Genomic DNA, 22,024 nt, shown 5'->3' with positions numbered 1-22,024 from the left:
CCACGGGCGTTCGAACGATGAACGGAGCAGTTATGGGTGATCGGCACGACTATGTGGCCCTGGAGTGGGTCAAAGGCGAGATTGCCGAAACGCTGAAAGTGGCTCACCAGGCGATTGAAACGTTGCTTGATGACCCCCAGGCGACGCACGCCCTCAGTGAATGCCTGGCGTGCATCCATCAGGTTCACGGCAGTTTGCAGATGGTCGAGTTTTACGGCGCGGCACTGCTCGCCGAGGAAATGGAGCAACTGACCGCTGCCTTGCAGCAGAACCGCGTCAGCCATCGCGACGAGGCCATTCACCTGTTGCTGCAAGCAATCGGTCAGTTACCGATTTATCTCGACCGCGTGCAAGGTGCGCGCCGCGACCTGCCGCTGGTCGTGCTGCCGTTGATCAACGATCTGCGCAGCGCCCGTGGCGAAACCCTGCTGTCGGAAACCAGCCTGTTCACCCCGCAGTTGCTGGACTTGCCACCGCTGAATGAAGAATCACTGGCGCTGCTGGAACCGGCGGACCTGCCGAACGTGCTGCGCAAATTGCGCCAGATGTTGCAGATGGCCCTGGTCGGGTTGCTGCGCGAGCAGGACGACGACACCCACCTCGGTTACCTGGCCAAGGTGTTTTCACGCCTTGAAGGGCTGTGTGGCAACGCGCCCCTGAGCCCGTTGTGGCAAGTCGCTTCGGCGCTGGTCGAAGGCATGCGCGGCGGTTCGATCGCCAACAGCCCGGCCCTGCGCAGCCTGTTCAAGGACGCCGACAAAGAGCTCAAACGCCTGCTCGAACAGGGCATGTCCGCGATCAATCAGCCGGCGCCGCCGGAGTTGCTCAAGAGTTTGCTGTTCTACATTGCCAAGGCCGAACACCCCACCGGGCAGATGCTGACCATGAAAGATCGCTACGGATTGGACGACGCGCTGCCTGACAGCGCGATGGTCGACGAAGAACGGGCGCGGCTGGCCGGTCCTGACCGCGATGCCATGCGCTCGGTACTGGCGGCGCTGTGCGAAGAGCTGGTGCGGGTCAAGGAACGCCTGGACCTGTTCGTGCGCAGCGACCGTCAGCACACCTCGGACCTCGAAAGCCTGCTCGCACCGCTGCGACAGATCGCCGACACCCTGGCGGTGCTCGGTTTCGGCCAGCCGCGCAAGGTCATCATTGATCAACTGGCGGTGGTGCTGAGCCTTGCTCAAGGCCAGCGCGAACCCAACGACGCGATCCTCATGGACGTCGCCGGGGCCTTGCTCTACGTCGAGGCGACGCTGGCCGGCATGGTCGGCACCGTGGAGCCGGAAAGCCAGGAAGACAGCCGCCTGCCGACCACCGACCTGACGCAGATCCACCAGATCGTGATCAAGGAAGCGCGCATCTGCCTGCAACAGGCCAAGGACATGATTGTCGATTACATCGACGCCGATTGGGACCGCCAGCACTTGCAACCGTTGCCGGACTTGCTGACCCAGGTGCGCGGTGCGCTGGCGATGATTCCGCTGAGCCGGGCAGCGAGCCTGATCGACGCCTGCAACCATTTCATCCGCGAGCATTTGCTGCTGGACCCGGATCAGCCTGGCTGGCAGGAACTGGACAGCCTGGCCGACGTCATCACCAGCATCGAGTATTACCTTGAGCGCCTCAGCGACGACCCCGAAGCGGCCGGCGAACAGCTGCTCGACGTCGCGGAAAAAAGCCTGGCGTCACTGGGTTTTTTCCCCAGCGAACACAATGTGCCGATGCTGGAAGACGTGCTCACCCCAAGTGAAGCGCAGGTCATGCAGGGCCTGCAGGAACTGGACGATCCGGAAGTCGTCCAGACCTTGGCCGATGTGCTGGCCAACCCGGTATCTGCCGTGAACCCACCCGCGCTGTACACCCCGGGCAGCCTGTTGCCGCCACCGGTGGACGAGGCGCCGGTGGACGACGAGCTGCGCGAAGTCTTCCTTGAAGAAACCGATGAAGTCCTGGACATTCTTCGCGAATACCTGCCGCGCTGGTTGGCCTATCCCGACAACACGGCGGCCTTGAGCGAATTGCGCCGAGCCTTCCACACGCTCAAGGGCAGTGGCCGCATGGTTCGCGCCTTGGTCCTGGGTGAATTGGCGTGGACCGTGGAAAACCTGCTCAACCGCGTGCTGGAGCACAGCGTTGAGCCGGGCCAGGCCGTGCAACAACTGCTCGGCGACGTGCTGAACCTGCTGCCGGAACTGGTGGCTGAATTTGCCGACAATGCCCAGCGTCAGCGCAACGATGTCGATCAATTGGCCGCCCGCGCCCATGCCCTCGCCAAGGGTGACGAGCCTTTGTCCGATGAAGACGTGCAGGACGTCGCGGCCCTCGATCCGTTGTTACTGGAGATCTTCCGCAACGAGGCCGAAACCCATCTGGCCAGCCTCAACCGCTTCCTCGAACAGGCCGCCGAACACGTGCCGTTGCAGGCTAGCGACGAGTTGCAACGGGCTCTGCACACCCTCAAGGGCAGCGCCTCGATGGCCGGCGTCCTGCCGATCGCCGAGCTGGCGACACCGCTGGATCACCTGGCCCGTGAGTACAAGGCGCACCTGATCGCCCTGGACCTCGACGAAGTCGAACTGCTGCTGGAAGCCGAAGGCGTGTTCCGCCTCGGGCTGCGTCAGCTCAAGGTCGATCCGCTGGCCGAGATTCCCGGCGCCCGTTCATTGATCGAGAGAACCCGGGCGCTGCTGGCCGAGCGTCTTGAAGCGCTGTTGCGCACGCCGAGCACGGCGCTTCGAACCAAGCGCGATCCGCAGTTGATCAACAACTTCCTGGCCCAGGGCATGGACATCCTGCTGGATGCCGAAAGCCTGTTGCAGCGCTGGCAGCAGCACCCCGGTGAACGTCAGGAACTCAGTGCGCTGCTGGATGAATTGACCACCCTTGGCGAAGGGGCACACCTGGCGGATCTGCATCCGGTGGATGAGTTGTGCGAAGCCTTGCTGGATCTTTATGGTGCCGTGGAAGAAAGCAGCCTCGCCGTCAGCGACCGGTTTTTCCACGAGGCGCAAAGTGCTCACGAAGCGCTGATCAACATGCTCGACGAACTGGCGGCCGGTCAGGAAGTCAGCCCGCAACCGGAGCGCATCCGGGCCTTGCGCGGCTTGCTCGACGAAAGCCTCGACCCGGCGGCCATGGGCCTGATTCGCAGTGATGGCAGCCGTACCCTGAGCATCCGGGAATTGAGCGGCGCCACGGCAGAACTTGAGCGCACGCTACCCCCTGTAGGAGCGAGCTTGCTCGCGATGGACGTTAACGATGACGCGTTGTCATTGGATAAACGCGGCGCCTGTGAGTCCATCGCGAGCGAGCTCGCTCCTACAGAAGACCGCGCTGTTGAGCTGGACGATGAAATCGTATCGATCTTCCTCGAAGAGGCGGTGGACATCCTCGAAAGCGCCGGCCAGGCCTTGCAGCGCTGGCTGAATGACCCGGAAAACGCCGCGCCGCTGTTGTCGTTGCAGCGGGATTTGCACACGCTCAAGGGCGGTGCGCGGATGGCCGAGGTCGAGCCGGTCGGTGACCTCGCCCATGAATTGGAAAACCTCTACGAAGGCCTTGTCGATCGCCGTTACAGCCACAGCGAAACGTTGGCGCATCTGCTGCAACAAAGCCATGACCGACTGGCTCAGTTGCTTGACCAATTACAGAACCAGAAACCGCTGGGTGATCCGGGTGAGCTGATCGAGGCCATTCGCGAGTTCCGCCTGGGCAACGCCAACGCGCCTGAAGCCGTCGAGGCTGCACGGGCCGAGGATTCGCCGGGGCATGATCCGGAGCTGCTGGAAATCTTCCTCGAGGAAGGTTTCGACATCATCGAAAACTCCGGCGCGGCGCTGGTGCGCTGGCAGGCAGAACCTTCCAATCGTCAGGAAATGGAAACCCTGCTGCGCGACCTGCACACCCTCAAGGGCGGTGCGCGGATGGTGGAAATCGGCCCGATCGGCGACCTCGCCCATGAGCTGGAATTTCTCTACGAAGGCTTGTCCACCGGTACGCTGAAACCGACGGCAGCGCTGTTCGGGCTGTTGCAAAGCAGCCATGACCGACTGGCGCAAATGCTCGACGCCACCCGCGCCGGCCAACCGTTGCCGCCGGCCGATCGACTGATCGACGCGATCCGCAATTTCAGTCATCCGGAGGTGCTGGAAGCGCCGCTTGCCGCACCGGTTGCACCCAAGGTCGAGCCGCTTGCGCCACAAGTCGATGCCGGTGCCGACATGGTCAAGGTCTCGGCAGAACTGCTCGACGACCTGGTCAACCTGGCCGGGGAAACCTCGATCTTCCGTGGCCGCATCGAACAGCAGGTCAACGATGCGCGCGTGGCGTTGAACGAGATGGAAACCACCATCGAGCGCATGCGTGATCAATTGCGCCGGCTCGATACCGAAACCCAGGGGCGGATTCTCAGCCGTCAGCAAGTCGACGCCGAGCGCTCGGGCTACGAAGACTTCGACCCGCTGGAGATGGATCGCCACTCGCAGTTGCAACAACTGTCGCGGGCGCTGTTCGAATCCGCCTCTGACTTGCTCGACCTCAAGGAAACCCTCGACCGGCGCAACCAGGACGCGGAGAACCTGCTGCAACAGCAAGGCCGCATCAACACCGAATTGCAGGAAGGCCTGATGCGCACGCGCATGGTGCCGTTCGAGCGGATGTTGCCGCGTTTGAAACGCATCGTCCGCCAGGTCTCCAGCGAGTTGGGCAAGGACGTGGAATTCATCGTCGGCAACGCCGAAGGCGAGATGGACCGCAACGTCCTTGAACGCATGGCGGCACCGCTGGAACACATGCTGCGAAACGCCGTCGACCATGGTCTGGAATCGGCAGAAGTGCGCATTGCGGCGGGTAAACCGGCGCAAGGGCGGATCACCCTCGACCTGTCGCGCGAGGGCGGCGACATCATTTTCGACATCCGCGACGACGGCGCCGGCGTGCCGCTGGACGCGGTTCGGCGCAAGGCGATCAAGCGCGGCTTGCTGGCCCCGAACAGCGACATCAGCGACCGCGACGTGCTGCAATTCATCCTGCAACCGGGGTTCTCCACGGCCGAAAAAATCACTCAGATTTCCGGGCGCGGTGTGGGCATGGATGTGGTCCACGAAGAGGTGCGGCAACTGGGCGGCAGCATGAGCATTGACTCTGTGCCGGGGCAGGGCGTGCATTTCCGCATTCGGTTGCCGTTCACCGTGTCGGTCAACCGGGCGTTGATGGTGCAGTGCTTTGATGATCAATATGCGATTCCGCTGAACACCATCGACGGCATCGTGCGGGTGCTGCCCAACGAACTCGAAGGGCATTACCGGCTCGATCCGCCGACCTACAAATACGCCGGGCAGGACTATGAGCTGTGCTACCTCGGCGAACTGCTGAAAACCAGCCCCCGCCCGAAACTGCTGGGCCAGAGCCTGCCGCTTCCGGTGTTGCTGGTTCAATGCAACGAACGGCATATCGCGGTGCAGGTCGATGCCATGGCCGGCACCCGGGAGATCGTGGTGAAAAGCCTCGGCCCGCAGTTTGCGTCGGTGCAGGGGTTGTCCGGGGCGACGATTCTCGGCGATGGCCGGGTGGTGCTGATTCTCGATTTGCTGGCGCCGATCCGCGCGATGCAGGCGCCGCAACGGCCACTGGTTCAAGACGCCGAGCCCGAGCCGCACAAACCCTTGCTGGTGATGGTGGTCGACGACTCGGTCACCGTGCGCAAGGTCACCAGCCGTTTGCTCGAACGCCACGGCATGAACGTACTGACGGCCAAGGATGGCGTCGATGCCATGTTGTTGCTCGAAGAACACATGCCGGACCTGATGCTGCTGGACATCGAAATGCCGCGCATGGACGGTTTCGAAGTGGCGACCCAAGTGCGTGCGGACGAACGTTTGCAGCACTTGCCGATCATCATGATCACCTCGCGCACCGGCCAGAAACACCGCGACCGCGCCATCGCCATCGGCGTCAACGACTACCTCGGCAAGCCGTACCAGGAATCGGTGCTGCTTGAAAGCATCGCGCTGTGGAGCAAAACCCATGCTTGAACACCGCACCAGCAACCTCACCGGGCTGCTGTTGCCCCTGGCTGACCGCAATCTGATTTTGCCGAACGTGGCGATTGCGGAGCTGATTGACTATCAGCCGGGGGCGTTCGACCTCGACACGCCGCCCTGGTATCTCGGGCGGGTGACGTGGCGGGAGCGACAGATTCCGTTGCTGAGTTTTGAGTCGGCGTGTGGCAACAAGATCGTGATTGGCGAGCGGGCGCGGATTGTCATTCTCAATGCGTTGGGCGGGCGGCCGGAGCTGAAGTTTATTGCGTTGCTGGTGCAGGGAATTCCGCGGTCGTACAAGCTCGACAGCCAGTTGAGTTATGTGGATGTGCCGTTGTGTGCGCTGGAAAAGGCAGCGGTGCAGGTGGGCGATCAAGTGGCGAAGGTGCCGGATTTGTTGGCACTGGAGGAATTACTAGTGAATGCCGGGTTGATCTGACGGGCCCTTGTGGCGAGGGGGCTTGCCCCCGTTGGGTTGCGAAGCAGCCCCAAGACCTGCGACCGAGGTGTATCAGGTATACCGCATGCAATGTTTTACGACTGCTGCGCAGCCGAACGGGGGCAAGCCCCCTCGCCACAGGGTGGTAATCAACCATTACCCTGACCGTAACGATCCGTCTCTCTGCTTGATTGATGCCCCCGTCCAACACTCCTAAGGTGACCCCCACGACAGCGAACCCGTGGAGTGGTCATGACAACAACAATATCCCCCGACTCGCGATGGACGCGGCGACGCAGCGAAAAGCAGCGGCGTCTCGAGTTGGTCAAGGGCCTGGCCGACGGTGTGGTTTTACCCACCGACAACATCGTTGCGGCGCTGGAGGCGTTGATCCTTCCTGGCGACCGTGTGGTGCTGGAAGGTAACAACCAGAAGCAGGCAGATTTCCTCTCCCGCTCCCTGGCCAAGGCTGATCCCGCCAAGCTCCACGACCTGCACATGATCATGCCCAGCGTCGGACGCTCCGAGCACCTGGACCTGTTCGAACGCGGCATCGCCCGCAAGCTCGACTTTTCCTTCGCCGGCACCCAGAGCCTGCGCATCAGCCAGTTGCTGGAAGACGGCCTGCTGGAAATCGGCGCGATCCACACCTACATCGAGCTCTATGCGCGGCTGGTGGTGGACCTGATTCCCAACGTCGTGCTCTCGGCCGGTTTCATGGCCGACCGCGCCGGCAACATCTACACCGGCCCCAGCACTGAAGACACGCCGGCGCTGATCGAACCGGCGGCCTTCAGCGACGGCATCGTCATCGTTCAGGTCAATCAATTGGTCGACGACGTTACTGACCTGCCACGCGTCGACATCCCCGCCTCCTGGGTCGATTTCGTGGTGGTGGCCGACAAGCCGTTCTACATCGAACCACTGTTCACCCGTGATCCACGCCACATCAAGCCTGTGCATGTGCTGATGGCGATGATGGCGATCCGAGGGATCTACGAAAAACACAACGTCCAGTCGCTGAACCACGGCATCGGTTTCAACACCGCCGCCATCGAACTGATCCTGCCGACCTACGGCGAATCCCTCGGCCTCAAAGGCAAGATCTGCCGCAACTGGACGCTCAATCCGCACCCGACCCTGATTCCGGCCATCGAAAGCGGCTGGGTCGAAAGCGTGCATTGCTTCGGCACCGAACTGGGCATGGAAAACTACATCGCCGCGCGGCCGGACGTGTTTTTTACCGGGCGCGACGGCTCGCTGCGATCCAACCGAATGTTCAGCCAACTGGCCGGGCAATACGCGGTAGACCTGTTCATCGGTGCGACCCTGCAAGTCGATGGCGACGGCCATTCCTCCACCGTGACCCGCGGACGCCTGGCCGGTTTCGGTGGTGCGCCGAACATGGGTCACGACCCGCGCGGTCGTCGCCACGGCACCCCGGCCTGGCTCGACATGCGCCACGGTGACGCGCCGGAGCCCTTGCTTGAACGCGGCAAAAAACTCGTAGTGCAAATGGTCGAGACCTTCCAGGAGGGCGGCAAACCGACCTTCGTCGAAACCCTCGACGCGATTGAAGTGGCGAAGAACAGCGGCATGCCGCTGGCGCCGATCATGATCTACGGCGACGACGTTACTCACCTGCTGACCGAGGAAGGCATCGCCTATCTGTACAAGGCGCGTTCGCTGGAAGAACGCCAGGCGATGATCGCCGCCGTCGCCGGCGTGACCGTGATCGGCTTGCGCCACAACCCGAAAGACACCGCACGCATGCGCCGCGAAGGGTTGATCGCGTTGCCCGAAGACCTCGGCATCCGTCGCACCGACGCCACCCGCGAATTGCTCGCCGCCAAAAGCGTGGCTGATCTGGTCGAGTGGTCCGGCGGCCTCTACAACCCGCCCGCCAAATTCAGGAGCTGGTAATGCACGCCTTCAACCTGCAACCGAAAACGTTAACCCTGGCCGAACGGCTGGCGGACCTGGCGGTGGACGCGCTGATCGACGAAGCGGATTTGTCGCCGAAACCGGCGCTGGTCGATCGTCGCGGCAATGGCGCGCATACCGATTTGCACCTTGGGCTGATGCACGCTTCGGCGTTGTCGTTGTGGCCGGCGTTCAAGGAAATGGCGCAAGCCGCTATCGAATTTGGCGAAGTGGGTTTGCCGCTGCGTGAGGCCCTCGGGCGAATTGGCCGGGAAGGGGAGCAAACGATGCTTGCCACCACCAATGGGGTGAATACTCATCGTGGGGCAATCTGGGCTTTGGGTCTGTTGGTCGCTGCTGCCGCGCTGGAGCCTGAATCCAATGCAGCAAGCTCGGTCACGTTGCGCGCCGCTCGCCTCGCCTTGCTCGACGATCGTTACGCCCCACGTCCTTTAAGCCACGGTGCCCAAGTCGCCCAGCGTTACGGCGCGCGCGGTGCCCGTGAAGAAGCACAGCTTGGTTTCCCTGCTGTGATTCAACGCGCACTGCCGCAACTCAAACGAAGCCGCGCCGCCAGCCATGGCGAACAGAACGCCCGGCTCGATGCCTTGCTGGCGATCATGACCCGACTGGCCGACACCTGCGTGCTCTACCGCGCCGGCGAACACGGCCTGCACACCATGCAACTTGGCGCCCAAGCGGTACTCGACGCCGGTGGCAGCGCCAGCCTCGCTGGTCGCCGCCGTTTGCATGAACTGGACGAACAGTTAATCGCGTTGAATGCCTCGCCCGGCGGCGCTGCGGACCTGCTCGCAGCCTGCCTGTTCATCGACCGTATCGAGTCGGCTGACGGCATCAACCAGGGAGCGTTTTGATGGAAACCTTATCCTTTGAATTCCCCGCCGGGCAGCCGCCACGCGGTCGCACCCTGGTGGGTTGTGTCGGCTCGGGCGATCTGGAAGTGCTGATCGAACCGGGTCAGGCCGGCAAGCTGACCATCAAGGTGCAGACCTCGGTCAATGGCGCCGAACAACGCTGGCAGCATCTGTTCGCACGGATGTTCGACGGCCAGAATCCACCGGCGATGGCCATCGATATCCACGACTTCGGCGCGACCCCCGGCGTGGTGCGCTTGCGTCTGGAACAAGGCTTTGAGGAGATCGGCCATGACTGACAGCACAGACCTCCTGCACAAACACAGCTTCGTGGAACTGGGTGCCCGACAACGGGCGAAAGCCTTGCTCGATGCCGGCACCTTCCGCGAATTGCTCGACCCGTTTCAACGGGTCATGTCGCCGTGGTTGTCGCGCCAGGGCGTGGTGCCGCAAGCCGATGACGGCGTGGTGATTGCCAAGGGCAGCATCGACGGTTTGCCGGTGGTCATCGCTGCCATCGAAGGCGCGTTTCAGGGCGGCAGCCTCGGTGAAGTCGGCGGGGCGAAGATCGCTGGCGCACTGGAACTGGCCGCCGAAGACAACCGCAACGGCACTCCAACCCGCGCCGTGTTGCTGCTGGAAACCGGCGGCGTGCGGTTGCAGGAAGCCAACCTCGGGCTGGCGGCGATTGCCGATATTCATGCGGCGATTGTCGATCTGCGCCAGTACCAACCGGTTGTTGGTGTCGTCGCCGGAAGCGTTGGCTGTTTTGGCGGGATGTCGATTGCCGCCGGGTTATGCAGTTATTTGCTGGTGACCCAGGAAGCGCGCCTTGGCCTGAACGGCCCGCAAGTGATCGAACAGGAAGCCGGGCTTGAGGAGTACGACTCTCGCGACCGTCCTTTCATCTGGAGCCTGACCGGTGGCGAGCAACGTTTTGCCAGCGGTTTGGTGGATCGCTTTGTCGCTGACGACGTGGCGCAGATTCAGCAGCAGGTCAGCGGGTTGCTGCAACAGGGCTTGCCGACGCAACAACGCAGTCGTCAGGCCGATCTGTTCCTGCAACGGCTGGCCCGTCTGGACGCCGAGCCGCAAATCGATCCGGCGACGGTTCGCGATCTGTATCAAGGAGAGCGCTCATGAGTTCGTATTCCCTGAGAGGTTTGAGCTGGTTCAACGCCTTGAGTACGGGCGCGGAACCGGTCGATGGTTTGCCTGCTTCGTTGAAGGTCGCCGACGGTGTGTTGGGTGATCAGCCTGTTCGGTTCATTGCGGTGGTGGCTGATCCCGACAACCGCTTTGTCCGCGCTCGCAACGGCGAGGTGGGTTTGCTGGAAGGTTGGGGTTTGGCCAAGGCAGTGGATGAAGTCATCACGGCTGACGTTGATAAACCGCACAAGCGCGCCTTGATCGCGATCATCGATGTGCCGAGTCAGGCCTACGGTCGGCGCGAAGAAGCGCTCGGCATTCATCAGGCGCTGGCCGCTGCGGCAGACAGTTATGCCCGTGCGCGATTGGCTGGCCACGCGGTGATCGGTTTGCTGGTGGGCAAGGCGATGTCCGGGGCGTTTCTGGCCCATGGGTATCAGGCCAATCGGCTGATCGCCCTGCGTGATCCGGGCGTGATGGTGCATGCGATGGGCAAGGCTTCGGCGGCGCGAGTGACCTTGCGCAGTGTCGAAGAGCTGGAAGCACTGGCCGCCAGCGTGCCGCCGATGGCGTATGACATCGACAGCTATGCCAGCCTGGGTTTGCTTTGGGAAACCTTGCCGGTGGAGCAGATTGAGCAGCCAACATCAGCGGATCTGGCGCGGGTGACGGAATGCCTGAGCCTGGCGATTGGCGATGTTGCCGCAAGCGGTCGCGATTTGAGCAGCCGCTTGGGTGCGAGCAATCGCGCGGCCTCGAGCAAGGTTCGCCAACTGCTGAGAGAGCAGTGGTGAACACGTATCTGGCCCACGACCTGCTCTGGGGCATGACCCCGGAGCAGTTGCCTGTGGATGCGCCTGCGTGGGTGATCGAGTCGATCCACGCGGGACAGCCAGTGGTGGTTCGGCGTGCGTTGTGTGTGCCGGATCTCGTCGCGGTCGGGGTGCGTGGACGGTTGCGTGAGCAGCGCTTTGCAACGGTGATGTCGGTCGATCGGATTTCGCGTTACGTCAGACCGGAAGACCTTTGCCACGTCTCGATTGAACGGGATCTGCCGGCAGTGCGTGCCCTCCGCCAACTGCGGCCGATGCTCGATGGCTGCGGTTACGTGTGGGGTGTCAGCGGCAGTGCCGGGTTTGAATTGGCCAGCGGTTTCCAGGCATTACACGAGAGCAGCGATCTCGACTTGATCCTGCGCACGCCGCAACTGCTGGAACGCACTCAGGCGCAAGAACTGGTGAAGATTCTGGATGCCGCTGCTTGTGTAGTGGACATGCAGTTACAGACGCCTTTCGGCGCCGTCGCCCTGCGTGAATGGGCCGCTCCTGCACGTCGCGTGTTGCTGAAAAATGCCAGTGAAGCCTGTCTGGTGATTGATCCGTGGAACCCGCAGGAGCAAGCAGCGTGAGCAGTTTGCTGGTGTTCCCCGGCCAGGGCGCGCAGCAGCCGGGCATGCTCCATCGTTTGCCTGGCGAGACGGTGAGCGAGGCGAGTGACGTGCTGGGCGAAGACGCGTTGTTGCTGGATTCCACCGAAGCATTGAAGTCGACACGGGCGGTTCAGCTTTGCCTGTTGATCGCCGGTGTCGCGGCTTCCCGACAGTTATCAATGGCGCCGGATTACGTGGCGGGATTGTCCATCGGCGCCTATCCCGCGGCGGTGGTCGCCGGTGCCTTGAGTTTCAGCGATGCGCTGCATCTGGTCAGCCTGCGCGGTGAACTAATGCAGCAGGCTTATCCACAGGGCTACGGCATGACCGCGATCATCGGTCTCGATTTGTCCACAGTGGAAGGCTTGCTGGCGCAGGTTCACAGCGTCGACACGCCGGTTTACCTGGCCAACATCAATGCCGATAACCAGGTGGTGATTGCCGGCAGCGACAGCGCGATGAAAGCCTTCGCCGAGTTGGCGAAAGGTCGCGGTGCAGGCCTGGCCAAACGACTTGCCGTCAGTGTGCCGTCGCATTGCCCGCTGCTGGATGTGCCCGCTAAAACGCTGGCCGATGCATTCGCCAAGGTGCCGCTGAAAACGCCGACATTGGGTTACCTCAGCGGCAGTCGCGCCCGGCCAATCATCAATACCGAAGCCTTGCGCGACGACCTCGCCTTCAACATGTGCCGCGTCGTCGATTGGCGCGGCACGGTACAAAGCGCCTACGAGCGCGGCGTACGTCTACAGATCGAATTGCCGCCCGGTGCGGTGCTGACCGGGCTGGCGCGCCGGGTGTTCGAGCAGGGCACCGTGATTGCCTTCGACGGGGCGCGGCTCGACACCTTGCAGGCGCTGTTGCGTGAGGAGGGAAGCCGCCAACCCTAGACCGCCGACTCAGGCCTTCGAACAACAAAAACAACATTCGACGATGCACTTTGAGGACAACAACAATGATTATTTACGGTGTGGCGCTGTTGGCGATCTGTACGCTGGCAGGGGTGATCATGGGTGACATGCTTGGCGTGTTGCTGGGTGTGAAATCAAACGTTGGCGGTGTCGGGATCGCGATGATCCTGTTGATCTGCGCGCGGTTGTGGATGCAAAAGCGCGGCGGCATGACCAAGGATTGCGAGATGGGCGTCGGCTTCTGGGGCGCGATGTACATTCCGGTGGTGGTGGCGATGGCGGCACAACAAAACGTCGTGACCGCGCTGCATGGCGGCCCGGTGGCGGTGCTTGCAGCGATCGGTTCAGTGGTGATCTGCGGCTGCACGATTGCCCTGATCAGCCGGACCCACAAAGGCGAACCGTTGCCCGATGAACCCGAGGAAATAAGCCCCGTTGGCACACCCGTAGGAGGTCGCTGACATGTGGGATCTCATCGAGAAAGGTCTGGAACATAACGGTCTGGTCACGGCGTTCGCGTTTGTCGGCGTGATCATGTGGGTGTCGGTGGTGTTGTCCAAACGCCTGACGTTCGGACGGATTCATGGCTCGGCGATTGCCATCGTCATTGGCCTGGTACTGGCATGGGTCGGCGGCACAATGACCGGCGGGCAAAAAGGTCTGGCGGACCTGACACTGTTCTCGGGTATCGGTTTGATGGGCGGCGCGATGCTGCGCGACTTTGCCATCGTTGCCACGGCCTTCGAAGTGCAGGCCACCGAAGCGAAAAAGGCCGGGATGATCGGCGTGATCGCACTGCTGCTGGGCACGATTCTGCCGTTCATTGTCGGGGCCAGCATTGCCTGGGCGTTCGGTTATCGCGATGCGGTGAGCATGACCACCATTGGCGCGGGAGCGGTGACGTACATCGTCGGACCGGTGACCGGCGCGGCGATTGGTGCCACGTCCGATGTCATGGCGTTGTCGATTGCCACCGGGTTGATCAAGGCGATTCTGGTGATGGTCGGCACGCCGATGGCGGCGCGCTGGATGGGGCTGGATAACCCGCGCTCGGCGATGGTGTTTGGTGGGTTGGCCGGGACGGTGAGTGGTGTGACGGCGGGATTGGCGGCGACGGATCGGCGGTTGGTGCCTTATGGGGCGTTGACGGCAACGTTCCATACCGGGCTTGGGTGTCTGCTGGGGCCTTCGTTGTTGTACTTCATTGTTCGCGGGATTGTGGGCTGACTTCAGATTCTGAGTTGTCTGGGTTGACGCCATCGCTAGCAGGCTAGCTCCCACAGGGGGGATGAGTTTGCACTCCTACTGTGGGAGCCAGCCTGCTGGCGATTGGGGCCAACTTGATCTCAAGCCTGGTGATTGGCATACATTCGACACTCCGCCAGCAACGCCAGCAAATTCGGGTCGCGCTCCTTGGCCTTCAGGAACACCACACCAATGTGCTGCTGCAACCGGTACTTTTCCTGCAATGGAATCAGCTTCACGCGGTTCTCATACACCGCCGCAATCCGCCCCGGCAGCAACGCATAACCCACCCCCGAGCTGACCATGCTCAGCAGGGTGAAGATGTCGTTGACCTGCATCGCCACCTTCGGCTCGAACCCCGCCTGCCTGAACACCCGATTGCCATCCTGGTGCGTGGCGAAGCCTTGGGTCAGGGTGATGAACGTCTCATCGCGGACTTCGGCCAGATCCACTTCCGTGCGTTGGGCAAACTTCGAATCCGCCGGGGTGGCCAGGAAGATGTCATCGGAAAACAGCGGAATCTGCTCGCAGTCCGGGTCGTTCACGCTGTCGTCCAAAGACACCAGGATCGCATCGACTTCCATGTTCTTGAGCTTGTACAACAGGTCGAAATTCGAACCGAGGATCAAGTCGATGTTGAGTTCGCTGCGGCGGATCTTCAGGCCCATGATCAGTTGCGGCACGGTCTTCACTGTCAGCGAATACAACGAGCCCAACTTGAAGCGTTCAGCGGAGAAACCGGCGGCTTCGCGGGTCAGGCGCACGGTTTCGACCACATCCTGAATCAGCTTTTGCGCCCGTTCTTCCAGCACATACGCGCTTTCCAGCGGCGTCAGGTTGCGACCTTCATGTTTGAACAGCGGACAGCGCAGGGCGCTCTCCAGGGAATGAATGGCGCGGTGCACGCTGACGTTGCTGGTTTGCAACTCGGCGGCGGCCCGGGCCAGGTTGCCGGAGCGCATGAAGGCGAGGAACACCTCGAGTTTTTTCAGGGTCAACTCTTCGTCGATCAGCATGGGCCGGACTCTTTTTGGAATGATCCGATTGTGCCCAATTCCTCCGGGACACGCAGACCTTTGTAGGAGCCGGCTTGCTGGCGATGGCAATCTTGAGAACACCGTAAAATTCAAAGCACCCATCGCCAGCAAGCCGGCTCCTACAAGGGCGATTGTGTTTTGAAACATTGCGCTTTTACGCTTGAGGCCTGAGCCTTGCGCAATGCTGTAACGAATGTCGAGGTGAGCAACACATGTATCACGGGGAAAGATTGAACGCTTGGACGCATTTGGTCGGGGCGGTGGCGGCGACGGTCGGGGTGGTGTGGATGCTGGTGATTGCCGGCATGGACGGCAGTCCGTGGAAGATCGTCAGCGTGGCGATTTACGGTTTCACGTTGATGGTGCTCTACAGCGCATCGACTGTTTATCACAGCGTGCGCGGGCGCAAAAAAGCGATCATGCAGAAGGTCGATCACTTTTCGATCTACCTGTTGATCGCCGGCAGTTACACGCCGTTTTGTCTGGTGACCCTGCGCGGGCCGTGGGGCTGGACGTTGTTCGGGATTGTCTGGGCGCTGGCGTTGATCGGCATCCTGCAAGAGATCAAACCGCGTTCGGAAGCGCGGGTCCTGTCGATCGTGATTTACGCGGTGATGGGCTGGATCGTGCTGGTGGCGGTCAAGCCGTTGCTGGCGGCGCTGGGCATGGCCGGGTTCGCCTGGCTGGCGTCGGGGGGGATTTTGTACACCGTGGGGATTGTTTTCTTTGCCCTGGATCATCGGCTGCGGCATGCGCACGGGATCTGGCATTTGTTCGTGATTGCCGGGAGTTTGCTGCATTTTGTGGCGATTCTGGTTTATGTCCTCTAGACCGCATCGCCTGCTTCGCCAGCAAGCTGTGCTCCTACAGGATTGGGGGTTGCCACCAATATTTGGGTCGACACCAATCCTGTAGGAGCACAGCTTGCTGGCGAAGAGGCCCTAGAAGTCACCCCAAAGCTGCTGGGCCACCGCCAGTGCAACAACCGGCGCGGTCTCGGTACGCAATACCCTCGGCCCCAACCGAGCAGCATGGAAACCAGCGCTCTTGGCCTGATCAACCTCTGCATCCGACAACCCACCCTCCGGGCCAATCAAGAACGCTAACGTTGCCGGCTTCGCATGACTCACCAACGGCTCCGCCACCGGATGCAACACCAATTTCAACTCTGCCTCGGCATGCTTCAACCAGTCCGCCAACAACACCGGCGGATGAATCACCGGCACCCGTGACCGGCCGCACTGCTCGCACGCGCTGATCGCCACCTGGCGCCAATGCAGCAGGCGTTTGTCGGCGCGCTCGTCCTTCAGCCGGACTTCGCAGCGGTCGCTGAAGATCGGGGTGATTTCAGTCACGCCCAGTTCAGTGGCTTTCTGAATCGCCCAATCCATCCGCTCGCCACGGGACAAACCCTGGCCGAGATGGATCGCAAGTGGTGATTCGATCTGACCGGCGAAGCTTTCATCGATCTGCACCACGACGCGCTTCTTGCCAACCTCCACCAGCGTGGCGCGAAACTCATGGCCCGAGCCGTCGAACAGTTGCAACGCATCGCCCTCGGCCATGCGCAGCACGCGACTGATGTAATGGGCCTGGGCCTCGGGCAACTCGTGCTCGCCGGTGCTCAGGGGGGCGTCGATAAAGAAGCGGGACAGTCTCATGCTGGGTCTCTACTGAATCAGTAAGTTGGATCAAGTCGCTTTTTTGGCTGGCTTTTTGTGGCGAGGGAGCTTGCTCCCGCTGGACTGCGCAGCAGGCCTCTTCTTTCTAGGGATAAGCGGGGCCGCTTCGCAGCCCAGCGGGAGCAAGCTCCCTCGCCACAGGGTTTCCCAGTGATTTTTAGCCCGGGTCACGGAACCCGGGATGGAAGTCTTTCGGCACCGAGACACTCACGCTATTGCGGGTCGCAATGTCGATCCCTTCACTGGCCACTTCCGCGAGGAAGTCGATTTGCTCCGGCGTGATCACGTAAGGCGGCAGGAAGTACACCACGCTGCCCAACGGTCGGAGTAAAGCACCACGCTCCAACGCATGCTGGAACACCTTCAAGCCACGACGTTCCTGCCACGGATAAGCTTCTTTCGTAGCCTTGTCCTTGACCATCTCGATGGCCAGCACCATGCCGGTCTGACGCACTTCCGAGACGTTCGGGTGATCGGCCAAATGTGCGGTAGACGAGGCCATGCGCTGCGCCAAAGCCTTGTTGTTCTCGATCACATTGTCTTCTTCGAAGATATCCAGCGTCGCCAACGCCGCCGCACACGCCAGCGGATTGCCAGTGTAGCTGTGCGAATGCAGGAACGCGCGCAGGGTCGGGTAGTCGTCGTAGAACGCGCTGTAGACGTCTTCGGTCGTCACGCACGCCGCCAACGGCAGGTAACCGCCGGTCAGGGCCTTGGACAGGCAGAGGAAGTCCGGGCGGATGCCGGCCTGTTCACAGGCGAACATCGTCCCGGTGCGGCCGAAGCCGACGGCGATTTCGTCGTGGATCAGGTGCACGCCATAGCGGTCGCAAGCTTCACGCAGCAGCTTCAAATAAACCGGGTGATACATGCGCATGCCGCCGGCGCCCTGGATCAGTGGCTCGACGATCACCGCCGCGACGGTGTCGTGGTTCTGCGCCAGCGTCTGCTCCATCGCGGCAAACATGTTGCGTGAATGCTCTTCCCAACTCATGCCTTCCGGGCGCAGGTAGCAATCGGGGCTCGGCACCTTGATGGTGTCCAGCAGCAGCGCCTTGTAGGTCTCGGTGAACAGCGGCACGTCGCCCACCGACATCGCCGCCATGGTCTCGCCGTGGTAGCTGTTGGTCAGTGTGACGAAGCGCTTCTTGTTCGGCTGGCCGCGGTTGAGCCAGTAGTGAAAGCTCATTTTCAGCGCGACTTCGATGCAGGACGAACCGTTATCGGCGTAGAAGCACCGGGTCAGGCCTTCCGGCGTCATCTTCACCAGACGCTCGGATAACTCGATGACCGGCTGATGGCTGAAACCGGCGAGGATCACGTGCTCCAGCTGATCGACCTGATCCTTGATGCGCTGGTTGATGCGCGGATTGGCGTGGCCAAACACGTTGACCCACCAGGAGCTGACCGCGTCGAGGTAGCGTTTGCCTTCGAAGTCTTCCAGCCACACGCCTTCACCGCGCTTGATCGGAATCAGCGGCAACTGTTCGTGGTCTTTCATCTGGGTGCAGGGATGCCACAACACCGCGAGATCGCGTTGCATCCACTGATTGTTCAGGCCCATGTTCAGTCTCCTCGAGGCGGTCCGTGACATGCGCGGACATACAATCGCGCAAGCCTATGCAATGCGTCGCGCGGGAACAACCCATTGTGTCGATTGAGCTACTTTGTATAGGGCGATAGACGTCGCTGGCGGCCCAATGATGGCTAACGTATTCTTCGCGGTTCTTTGAGTCGTCTGACTCGCAAAACCGTTTTTTTCTACGTGTATTTCCGGAGTTCGCTGAATGTCTGCTGGTTGGCTGCGCGCCTGTGCGCTGGTGATGTTGGGGCTGTTCAGCGTGTCTGCGCTGGCCAAGGATAAAACGGCGATCGTGATCGGCGGTGGGCTTTCGGGCCTCACCGCTGCTTATGAACTGCAGAACAAAGGCTGGCAGGTCACCCTGCTGGAAGCCAAGCCGAGCCTGGGCGGCCGTTCCGGAATGGCCACCAGTGAATGGATCGGCAACGACAAGACCCAGCCGGTGCTGAACAAGTACGTCTCGACGTTCAAGCTGAGCACCACGCCGGCGCCGGAATTCGTGCGCACGCCGAGCTACCTGATCGACGGCGTGTATTACACCGCGGCCGATCTGGCCACCAAGGAGCCGGCCACCGCTGACGCGCTCAAGCGCTACGAAAAGACCCTGGACGATCTGGCGCGCTCGATCGAGGACCCGCAGAACCCGGCGGCGAACAGCACGCTGCATGCCCTGGATCAGATCAACGTCTCCAACTGGCTCGACCGTTTGGCGCTGCCAGCCACGGCTCGGCAGTTGATCAATCAGCAAATTCGTACCCGTTATGACGAACCTTCGCGCCTGTCGCTGTTGTATTACGCGCAACAGAGCCGGGTTTATCGCGGTGTGTCCGACCGTGACCTGCGCGCTTCGCGCCTGCTCGGCGGCAGCCCGGTGTTGGCACAAGCCTTCGTCAAACAGCTGAAAACCATCAAGACCAGTTCCCCGGTCTCGGCCATTACCCAAGACAAGGATGGCGTGACCGTCAAAGTCGGCACCGTCGGCTATCAGGCTGACTACGTCGTGGTCGCCGTGCCATTGCGCGCCCTGAGCAAGATCCAGATGACCCCGGCGCTGGATGCCCAGCACATGGGCGCGATCAAGGGCACCAACTACGGCTGGCGCGACCAGATCATGCTGAAGTTCAAGACGCCTGTATGGGAAAGCAAGGCGCGCATGTCCGGTGAGATCTACAGCAACACCGGGCTGGGCATGTTGTGGGTCGAGCCGGCGCTCAAGGGCGGCGCCAACGTGGTGATCAACCTGTCCGGCGACAATGCGCGGGTGATGCAGGCCTTCGGCGACAAGCAGATGGTCGATCAGGTGCTGATTCGTCTGCACGCGTTTTATCCACAGGCACGCGGTTCGTTCACCGGTTATGAAATCCGCCGCTACAGCACCGACCCGTCGATGGGCGGCGCTTACCTGGCCTTCGGCCCGGGCCAGATCAGCAAGTACTGGCGTCTGTGGGAGCGTCCGCTGCAGCGCGTAGCGTTCGCTGGCGAACACACCGACACGTTGTACCCAGGCACGCTGGAAGGCGCATTGCGCACCGGTCAGCGCGCAGCCAGTCAGGTTGAAGACCTGGCGGCGGGCAAGTCGTTTGAACCGGCGAAGGTTGTTCCGGCAGCGACTGCTGTTGCGGCCGGTGCAGTGGCGGCGAAGAAGGGTAACTTCTTCAGCAATCTGTTTGGTGGTTCCTCGGAAGAGGACAAGAAGCCGGAGCCGGTCAAGGCACCAGAGCCGGTAACACCGCCAGCACCGGCGCCAGCCCCAGTGGCCACCCCGGCACCTGCGCCAGTGGAAGCACCGAAGCCTGCAGCACCGGTGAAAGCCGAGCCAGCCAAGAAGGCTCCGGCCAAAGCGCCGGCGAAAAAGCCTGCTGCCAAAACCGAAGCCAAAAAAGCGCCAGCCAAGGCGCCAGCGAAAAAAACCGAGACGGTGAAGAAGCCAGCGGCAACGACACCGGCAGTGACCAAGGCGCAGTAAGCCTTTGGGGTGAAATGAAGCGCGGCTCAGCTCAAGGGTCGCGCTTTTTTTTGCCTGTCAGACCTTCGCGAGCAGGCTCGCACAGTGGGATCGGGTCGAACACAAAACAGGTGGCCAACCTGAAACCCTGTGGGAGCCTGCTCGCGAAGTAGCCCGTACAATCGGCACATATCTCCTGGTCTGCCACTAACATCCCGCCACAAATTCTTCTTTAATCTTTCTTTAACTCACCCATTTCAGACTCTTGATCGTATTTCTCGATATTTCAAAGCGAAATTTTCCGCTTTAAATCGATAGATAACTCGATAGTCTTGGTCGCAGTTCTCACAGGATTTGGGCATGCAGCTACGTAACTCTTCTTCCCGCTACGGTTGGGTCAGCATCTTCATGCATTGGGGCGTGGCGCTGGCGGTCTTCGGTCTGTTCGCGTTGGGGTTGTGGATGGTCGGTCTCGACTACTACAGCACCTGGCGCAAAGACGCGCCTGACCTGCACAAGAGCATTGGCCTGGTGTTGTTGGCGGTGATGGTTCTTCGGGTGATCTGGCGCTTCATCAGCCCGCCGCCGCCCACACTGGAAAGCTATAGCCGCATGACGCGCATCGGTGCGAAGTTCGGCCATTCGTTCCTGTACCTCGGCCTGTTTGCTGTGATGATTGCCGGTTACCTGATTTCCACCGCAGACGGTGTCGGGATTCCGGTGTTTGGCCTGTTTGAAGTTCCTGCACTGGTGTCCGGACTGCCGGACCAGGCAGACACCGCCGGTGTGATTCATCTGTATCTGGCGTGGGTACTGGTAATTTTTTCCGGTCTCCATGCGTTGGCAGCATTGAAGCACCACTTTATCGATCGTGATGCGACCCTCACTCGTATGCTGGGCCGCAAAGCCTGAAGTTCAACCTCGACTCCAAAGGAATAGAAAGCATGTTGAAAAAGACCCTCGCCGCTCTGGCAATCGGTTCCGCTCTGCTGTCCGCCAACGTGATGGCGGCTGACTACGTTGTCGACAAGGAAGGCCAGCACGCCTTCGTTGACTTCAAGATCAGCCACCTGGGCTACAGCTTCATCACTGGCACCTTCAAGGACATCGACGGCAAGTTCAGCTTCGACGCTGCCAAGCCTGAGGCCAGCAAGATCGAGTTCAATGTAAACACTGCAAGCGTGTTCACCAACAACGCCGAGCGCGACAAGCACATCGCCAGCGGCGATTTCCTGAACGCGAGCAAATTCGGTAAAGCCACATTTGTTTCCACCAGCGTCAAATCCACCGGCAAAAATGCCGCCGGCAAAGACACTGCCGACGTGGCGGGTGATCTGACCATCGCAGGCGTGACCAAGCCAATCGTGGTCAAGGCCACCTTCCTGGGTGAAGGCAAGGATCCATGGGGCGGCTACCGTGCCGGCTTCGAAGGCACCACCAGCATCAAGCGCTCCGATTTCGGCAAGCAGAAAGACCTGGGCCCAGCGTCCGATGCGGTCGAACTGTACGTGACGTTTGAAGGCGTCAAAGCGAAGTAACTTTCGCCGCTTGAACAAAAACGCCCCCGATCTCACGGTCGGGGGCGTTTTTTATTGCCTGGTGCAATCCACAACAACGACACGGAGCCCTGTATGAGCAAAGCTTGCTCGCGATAGGTTCACCTCGGTGTGTGGTGTGGCTGATGACACCATCGCGAGCAAGCTTTGCTCCTACAGGGTTTGATGATGCATAAAAAAATGCCCCGGATCGTGAGATCAGGGGCA

The 22,024-nt window shown here is 61.2% G+C and carries 18 protein-coding genes; 15 read left to right on the top strand and 3 right to left on the bottom strand.

Translation table 11 applies throughout. From position 1 onward, the window contains the following. Positions 1-32: 32 nt before the first annotated feature. From ACA066_RS27200 to madM, 11 genes are all read left to right on the top strand, one after another. Positions 33-6,038, top strand: a complete 6,006-nt coding sequence (locus ACA066_RS27200) for an Hpt domain-containing protein (RefSeq protein ID WP_497697328.1) — start codon at positions 33-35, stop codon at positions 6,036-6,038. Next, positions 6,031-6,486, top strand: a complete 456-nt coding sequence (locus ACA066_RS27195) for a chemotaxis protein CheW (RefSeq protein WP_497697327.1) — start codon at positions 6,031-6,033, stop codon at positions 6,484-6,486. The genes ACA066_RS27200 and ACA066_RS27195 overlap by 8 nt, the downstream gene beginning before the upstream one ends. Positions 6,487-6,738: 252 nt before the next feature. After that, positions 6,739-8,409, top strand: coding sequence for a malonate decarboxylase subunit alpha (gene mdcA / locus ACA066_RS27190; protein WP_497697326.1), 1,671 nt, complete (start codon positions 6,739-6,741; stop codon positions 8,407-8,409). After that, positions 8,409-9,284, top strand: a complete 876-nt coding sequence (locus tag ACA066_RS27185; RefSeq protein WP_497697325.1) for a triphosphoribosyl-dephospho-CoA synthase — start codon at positions 8,409-8,411, stop codon at positions 9,282-9,284. The genes mdcA and ACA066_RS27185 overlap by 1 nt, the downstream gene beginning before the upstream one ends. Beyond that, a complete protein-coding gene (locus ACA066_RS27180; protein WP_154979540.1) occupies positions 9,284-9,583 on the top strand; it encodes a malonate decarboxylase subunit delta in 300 nt (99 codons plus the stop codon). Before ACA066_RS27185 ends, ACA066_RS27180 begins: the two co-directional genes overlap by 1 nt. Then, positions 9,576-10,427: a biotin-independent malonate decarboxylase subunit beta gene (locus ACA066_RS27175; RefSeq protein WP_497697324.1), complete on the top strand. Its 852-nt coding sequence runs from the start codon at positions 9,576-9,578 to the stop codon at positions 10,425-10,427. Before ACA066_RS27180 ends, ACA066_RS27175 begins: the two co-directional genes overlap by 8 nt. Continuing rightward, on the top strand, positions 10,424-11,227 hold the full coding sequence (mdcE, locus tag ACA066_RS27170; protein WP_497697323.1) for a biotin-independent malonate decarboxylase subunit gamma: 804 nt from the start codon (positions 10,424-10,426) through the stop codon (positions 11,225-11,227). Before ACA066_RS27175 ends, mdcE begins: the two co-directional genes overlap by 4 nt. Then, positions 11,221-11,841 carry a malonate decarboxylase holo-ACP synthase gene (locus ACA066_RS27165; RefSeq protein WP_497697322.1) on the top strand — a complete coding sequence of 207 codons (621 nt, stop codon included), beginning with the start codon at positions 11,221-11,223 and terminating at the stop codon, positions 11,839-11,841. The genes mdcE and ACA066_RS27165 overlap by 7 nt, the downstream gene beginning before the upstream one ends. After that, entirely contained in the window at positions 11,838-12,749 is a 912-nt protein-coding gene (gene mdcH / locus ACA066_RS27160) for a malonate decarboxylase subunit epsilon (protein ID WP_497697321.1), read from the top strand. The genes ACA066_RS27165 and mdcH overlap by 4 nt, the downstream gene beginning before the upstream one ends. Positions 12,750-12,814: 65 nt before the next feature. Beyond that, positions 12,815-13,231 carry a malonate transporter subunit MadL gene (madL, locus tag ACA066_RS27155; protein ID WP_497697320.1) on the top strand — a complete coding sequence of 139 codons (417 nt, stop codon included), beginning with the start codon at positions 12,815-12,817 and terminating at the stop codon, positions 13,229-13,231. A 1-nt stretch (position 13,232) separates the two neighbouring features. Then, on the top strand, positions 13,233-13,997 hold the full coding sequence (gene madM, locus ACA066_RS27150; protein WP_454846633.1) for a malonate transporter subunit MadM: 765 nt from the start codon (positions 13,233-13,235) through the stop codon (positions 13,995-13,997). 119 nt (positions 13,998-14,116) lie between these two features. Here madM and ACA066_RS27145 read toward each other — a convergent pair whose 3' ends face one another. Next, positions 14,117-15,031 (bottom strand): LysR family transcriptional regulator, encoded by a 915-nt coding sequence (locus ACA066_RS27145; protein WP_497697319.1) that lies wholly within the window; start codon positions 15,029-15,031, stop codon positions 14,117-14,119. Positions 15,032-15,264: 233 nt separating this feature from the next. Here ACA066_RS27145 and trhA point away from each other — a divergent pair, with 233 nt between their 5' ends. Next, positions 15,265-15,882: a PAQR family membrane homeostasis protein TrhA gene (gene trhA, locus ACA066_RS27140; protein WP_497697318.1), complete on the top strand. Its 618-nt coding sequence runs from the start codon at positions 15,265-15,267 to the stop codon at positions 15,880-15,882. A gap of 111 nt (positions 15,883-15,993) precedes the next feature. Here trhA and ACA066_RS27135 read toward each other — a convergent pair whose 3' ends face one another. Next, positions 15,994-16,713: a 16S rRNA (uracil(1498)-N(3))-methyltransferase gene (locus ACA066_RS27135; RefSeq protein WP_497697317.1), complete on the bottom strand. Its 720-nt coding sequence runs from the start codon at positions 16,711-16,713 to the stop codon at positions 15,994-15,996. 178 nt (positions 16,714-16,891) lie between these two features. Beyond that, positions 16,892-18,298, bottom strand: coding sequence for an adenosylmethionine--8-amino-7-oxononanoate transaminase (locus ACA066_RS27130; RefSeq protein ID WP_497697316.1), 1,407 nt, complete (start codon positions 18,296-18,298; stop codon positions 16,892-16,894). A 223-nt stretch (positions 18,299-18,521) separates the two neighbouring features. Here ACA066_RS27130 and ACA066_RS27125 point away from each other — a divergent pair, with 223 nt between their 5' ends. The 3 genes from ACA066_RS27125 (at position 18,522) to ACA066_RS27115 (ending at position 21,799) form a co-directional block, all read left to right on the top strand. Then, positions 18,522-20,282, top strand: coding sequence for a flavin monoamine oxidase family protein (locus ACA066_RS27125; protein ID WP_497697315.1), 1,761 nt, complete (start codon positions 18,522-18,524; stop codon positions 20,280-20,282). A gap of 339 nt (positions 20,283-20,621) precedes the next feature. Further along, on the top strand, positions 20,622-21,173 hold the full coding sequence (locus ACA066_RS27120) for a cytochrome b (RefSeq protein WP_497697314.1): 552 nt from the start codon (positions 20,622-20,624) through the stop codon (positions 21,171-21,173). A 32-nt stretch (positions 21,174-21,205) separates the two neighbouring features. Then, positions 21,206-21,799 carry a YceI family protein gene (locus tag ACA066_RS27115; protein WP_497697313.1) on the top strand — a complete coding sequence of 198 codons (594 nt, stop codon included), beginning with the start codon at positions 21,206-21,208 and terminating at the stop codon, positions 21,797-21,799. Positions 21,800-22,024 lie beyond the last annotated feature (225 nt).

It is taken from the genome of Pseudomonas sp. LBUM1651, from assembly GCF_059716135.1.
The sequence above is the reverse complement of the archived record's forward strand: the minus strand, read 5'-3'. Positions and strand labels throughout refer to the sequence as shown.